Origin of the sequence: Pseudomonas sp., from assembly GCF_041601375.1 — a bacterium.
Taxonomy (GTDB): Bacteria; Pseudomonadota; Gammaproteobacteria; order Pseudomonadales; family Pseudomonadaceae; genus Aquipseudomonas.
In genome coordinates this window covers 1-4,335 of the sequence record NZ_JBFIIG010000268.1, presented here as the reverse complement: position 1 = coordinate 4,335, position 4,335 = coordinate 1, and the positions used below count along the sequence as shown (strand labels likewise).

At 63.7% G+C, this 4,335-nt stretch carries 5 protein-coding genes; 1 reads left to right on the top strand and 4 read right to left on the bottom strand.

All coding sequences use genetic code 11. From position 1 onward, the window contains the following. Positions 1-563 (top strand): ABC transporter permease (locus tag ABZE94_RS20735; protein ID WP_372878014.1); only part of this gene is annotated, 563 nt, incomplete at its 5' end. 223 nt (positions 564-786) lie between these two features. Here the strand turns inward: ABZE94_RS20735 and rlmF are convergent. The 4 genes from rlmF to nhaD all read right to left on the bottom strand — a co-directional run bounded on the left by rlmF (position 787) and on the right by nhaD (position 4,230). Next, positions 787-1,803, bottom strand: coding sequence for a 23S rRNA (adenine(1618)-N(6))-methyltransferase RlmF (gene rlmF / locus ABZE94_RS20730; RefSeq protein WP_372878012.1), 1,017 nt, complete (start codon positions 1,801-1,803; stop codon positions 787-789). 102 nt (positions 1,804-1,905) lie between these two features. Beyond that, positions 1,906-2,466: a VTT domain-containing protein gene (locus ABZE94_RS20725; RefSeq protein WP_372878010.1), complete on the bottom strand. Its 561-nt coding sequence runs from the start codon at positions 2,464-2,466 to the stop codon at positions 1,906-1,908. 14 nt (positions 2,467-2,480) lie between these two features. Continuing rightward, positions 2,481-2,777, bottom strand: coding sequence for a helix-turn-helix domain-containing protein (locus tag ABZE94_RS20720; RefSeq protein ID WP_372878009.1), 297 nt, complete (start codon positions 2,775-2,777; stop codon positions 2,481-2,483). Positions 2,778-2,856: 79 nt separating this feature from the next. Beyond that, positions 2,857-4,230: a sodium:proton antiporter NhaD gene (gene nhaD, locus ABZE94_RS20715; protein WP_372878007.1), complete on the bottom strand. Its 1,374-nt coding sequence runs from the start codon at positions 4,228-4,230 to the stop codon at positions 2,857-2,859. Positions 4,231-4,335: the final 105 nt, after the last annotated feature.

The window sequence follows — 4,335 nt, the reverse complement described above, 5'->3', positions numbered from 1 at the left end:
TGGCGGCCTGCGTCTCCAGCCTGGTCGGGGTGGGCGCGGCGATCATGGTGACCCGGCGCTGGGGCGCTGATTTTCTGCCGCTGGTCAGCCAGGTCGCCTCGATCGGCCAGACCATACCGCCGGTCGCGGTGCTGGCCCTGGCAGTGCCGGCGCTCGGCTTCGGCAGCGGGCCGACCCTGTTCGCCCTGATGCTCTATGGCCTGCTGCCGATTCTGCGCAACAGCCTGGCGGGCCTGCGCGGCATCGATCCGGCGGTGCTGGAGGCGGCGCGCGGCATGGGCATGGCGCCGCTGCAGGTGCTCTGGTGGGTGGAATTGCCGCTGGCGCTGAACGTGATCCTGGCCGGCATCCGTACCTCGGTGACCATCAACATCGCCACCGCGGCCATCGGCTCCACCATTGGCGCCAGCACCCTGGGCGACCCGGTGATCTCGGGGCTGGTGACCGGTAACACGGCCTTCATCCTGCAGGGCGCGATCCTGATCGGCCTGCTGGCCGTGGCGGTCGACAGCCTGTTCGAGCAACTGCAACGGCACGCGCCGGGAACCAGCCAAGCCAAGTGAACGGTATTTTCATCGCCCGGCTGCAATCCGGGAAAGTCCCGTAGGGCGGCAGCCCGCCAGGGCAGAGGTCGCATGCAAGGCACGGCGGGTTGCACCCGCCCTACGGCTAGAGACCAGTGTGTCTGTGGGTTTGTGAGCCCCTGCAGAAAACCTCATAACCCATAAAACGAATGACTCAGGGGTTGTTGGGTCAGAGCAGAGGAGACGCCTACAGCTGACGGCGCTACTTCCAGCGTTCTTGCCGCCAGTCCTGTCGCTGCTGCGGCGTGAGGAAGGTCCAGGCGACGAAGCGGCTCTGCTTCTGGCCCTGGGCCATTTCCACGGTGCGTACTTCCAGCGCGCCGGCTTTTTTCAGTGCGGCATAGACGCCGGGCAGGTTGCTGGCCTTGGAGATCAGGCTGCTGAACCAGAGCACCTGCTGGCTGACCTCGACGCTTTCGGCGATCAGACGGGTGACGAAGGCCGCCTCGCCGCCCTGGCACCACAACTCCGCGGCCTGGCCGCCGAAATTCAGCAGCGGCAGTTTGCGCTTGGGGTCGAGCTTGCCCAGGTTGCGCCACTTGCGCTTGCTGCCGCTGCTGGCCTCTTCGGCGCTGGAGTGGAAGGGCGGGTTGCACAGGGTCAGGTCGAAGCGCTCATCGCTCTGTAATAACCCCTGGAAAATATGCGTGGCGTCGGTCTGCTGACGCAGTTCGATGGCGCCGGCCAAACCGGGATTGGCCTGCACTATGGTTTTGGCCGCGGCGATGGCGCTGGCGGCGATGTCCGAGCCGAGAAACTGCCAGCCGTACTCGCGGTTGCCCAGCAGCGGGTAGATGCAGTTGGCTCCCACCCCGATATCCAGGGCGCGCACCTGCGCCCCGCGCGGGATCTCGCCGCCGTTGCCGCTGGCCAGCAGGTCGGCCAGGTAATGCAGGTAGTCGGCGCGCCCCGGAATCGGCGGGCACAGGTAGTCCGCCGGAATATCCCAATGGGCGATGCCGTAGAACTGCTTGAGCAGCGCCCGGTTGAACACCTTGACCGCCGCCGGGTTGGCGAAGTCGATACTTTCCTTGCCGTACGGATTGAGAATCACGAAGGCCGCCAGCTCCGGGCTGGTCTTGATCAACGCGGGGAAGTCGTAACGGCCCTGATGGCGGTTGCGCGGGTGCAACTGGCCCTTGCCGGCATCGGCCTTGGCCGCGGCCGGAGGGCGCGGAGCTGTGGGTTTACGGTTGGGGCGTTGGGTCGGCGATGACATGCTGGTGCTTTCGGCAGGGGCGGAACGCGGCATTTTCCCATAGCTGCTGCGGCCGTGCTGAAAAAGCGTGTGTTCGATGTTATGCGCCGAGCCAGTGGCCGGCTAAGTGATATTCAGCCACATCGCCAAGTAATCGAAAAACAGGCAGTACAGTGAGATCGGCAGCGGCAGGCCGAGCAGGGTGCCGAGCAGGTAGGTGCGAAAGGGTACGCCGGACAGGGCGAGGCTGTAGTTCAGCGCCGGCACCGTCTGGAACAGCATGCGCAGGATGACGATGCTGGCCAGCGGGTGGCGGTCGAGGCCGGCCAGCAGGCGCTGGGCCAGGCGGCTGTCGAGTTCGCGCAAGGCGTTGCCGCCCAGGTAGCGGATGGTCAGGAAGGTGAACACGCAGGAGACGATGGCGGCCAGGTAGGTGGCGATACCGCCATAGACCCGGCCCAGCGCCAGCACCGCGGCGGCGAGGAAGATCCAGCCGGGAATCTGGATCAGGTTGCCCAGGGCGAACAGCAGGATGAACAGCAGCAGGCCGATGACCGGATGCATGAGGATCAGACTTTGTAGGGCTTGCAGGCTGAACTGCGCCCGGATGCCCAGTGCTTCGAACAGCAGGAACAGGCCCAGGAGAAACCCGATTACGCCTAACAGTCGGTGGGAACTGCGCATGGCGAGCCTCTTGCTCAGGGATAGCCGAGTATGGCCTTGATGGGCGCCAGGTTGGCGGCGACCCACTGCGGGTCGATCGCGCCCCAGTCGCGAATGGCGTAGTGCCCGGCGTTGTTGCGCTCGCCCGGCTGCTGGACGAAGACGCAGTCGATATCCAGATCGGCCAGTGCGGCCAGGGTGTCCTGGGCGGTGCGTCTGGGCATGCCGGTGGCGGCCATCAGGGCTGGCACGCTGCAGGCGCTGCCGCTGTCGATCAGCCAGGCCACATAGAGGCGTCGGTAGAAACTGGTTTTGGTCTTGCTCACGTCCATCGGGCCGAGTGTTCCTGTCGCAAGGTAAGGGGCGCTGCAGGGTGAGCGCCCCTTACCTTAAGCCGTCAGGCGTTGGCTGTCAGCTGGCGAACAGGGCGATGTAGCTCAGGGCGCCGGCGATATAGCCGGCAAAGGCCAGGCCGCTGATGTATTTGACGTACCAGATGAAGTTGATCTTCTCCATACCCATGGCCGCCACGCCGGCGGCCGAGCCGATGATCAGGCAGCTACCACCGGTGCCGGCACAGTACGCCAGCATTTCCCAGAAGTTGCCGTTGACCACGAAATTGCCCAGCCAACCATTGCCGCCGGCTGCCGCCAATGCGTCGGGGCCGATCAGCGGGTACATCTTCATCGCACCGGCGACCATGGGCACGTTGTCCACTACGGCGGAGAGCAGGCCGATGGACATGGCAATGGTGTAGACGTTGCCCAGGCTGTCCTTCAGGTAAGCCGCGACCTGGGTCAGGTGGCCGGCGGTGGACAGGCTGGACACCGCCAGCAGGATGCCGAGGAAGAACAGCACGCTGGTGACGTCGATACGGCGCAGTACGCCGACCACCGAGAGCGGATCCTTGTCTTCGCTGTTCTTGCTGCGGTGAATGATTTCGGTGGTGACCCAGAGAATGCCGAGGCCGAACAGGATGCCCATATATGGCGGCAGGTGGGTGATGGTCTTGAACACCGGCACGAATACCAGTGCGCCTAGGCCAAGGCAGAACACCAGGTTGCGCTCGAAGGGGGTGGTCGGGTCACGACGACTTTCGCGGCTTTCCTTGACCTTGGGCAGTTTGATATCGCCCTTGAGCACGAAGCTCATGATGATCAGCGGTACCAGCAGGCAGATCAGGCTCGGCAGGAAGAGCTTATAGATGATGCCGGTGGCGGTAATCTGGTTGCCGATCCACAGCATGGTGGTGGTCACGTCGCCAATCGGCGACCAGGCGCCGCCGGAGTTGGCGGCGATCACCACGATGCCGGCGTAGAACCAGCGCTCCTGCTTGTCGTCGATCAGCTTGCGCAGCAAGGAGATCATGACGATGGTGGTGGCCAGGTTGTCCAGCGCGGCAGACAGGAAGAAGGTGATCAGCCCCACCAGCCACAGCAGGTGCACACGTTTGGTGGTGCGGATGCGGTCGGTGATGACCTTGAAACCTTCGTGGGCGTCGATCAGTTCGACGATGGTCATGGCGCCCATCAGGAAGAACAGGATCTCGGAGATTTCACCGAGGTGGTGACGCAGTTCGCCAACCACCAAGTCGGTATTATTGGTCGCGTGGGCACCGGCTTCAATCAGCGGCAGGATGCTGTCGGCGCTTAGCACCAACACCGTCCAGGCCAGCACTGCGGTGAGCAGCGCCGAGGCGGCTTTGTCGATTTTCAGTGGGTGTTCGAAGGCGATGCATAGATAGCCGAGCACGAAGATCGCGGCCATAAGCATGTAGGCATACATAGGCGAGGTTTCCAGTCAGAGGTTTAAGGTTTGAAATGATTAGAAAAATATTGGGCGGCAGAATGCACCAATAGGCAGGCGACTGGAAGGCGTTGGGTGCCTTGG

Coding starts and splice junctions, on each gene's coding strand:
- ABZE94_RS20725 (WP_372878010.1), bottom strand. CDS start 2,466: ATGCGCAGTTCCCACCGACTGTTAGGCGTAATCGGGTTTCTCCTGGGC.
- rlmF (WP_372878012.1), bottom strand. CDS start 1,803: ATGTCATCGCCGACCCAACGCCCCAACCGTAAACCCACAGCTCCGCGC.
- nhaD (WP_372878007.1), bottom strand. CDS start 4,230: ATGTATGCCTACATGCTTATGGCCGCGATCTTCGTGCTCGGCTATCTA.
- ABZE94_RS20720 (WP_372878009.1), bottom strand. CDS start 2,777: ATGGACGTGAGCAAGACCAAAACCAGTTTCTACCGACGCCTCTATGTG.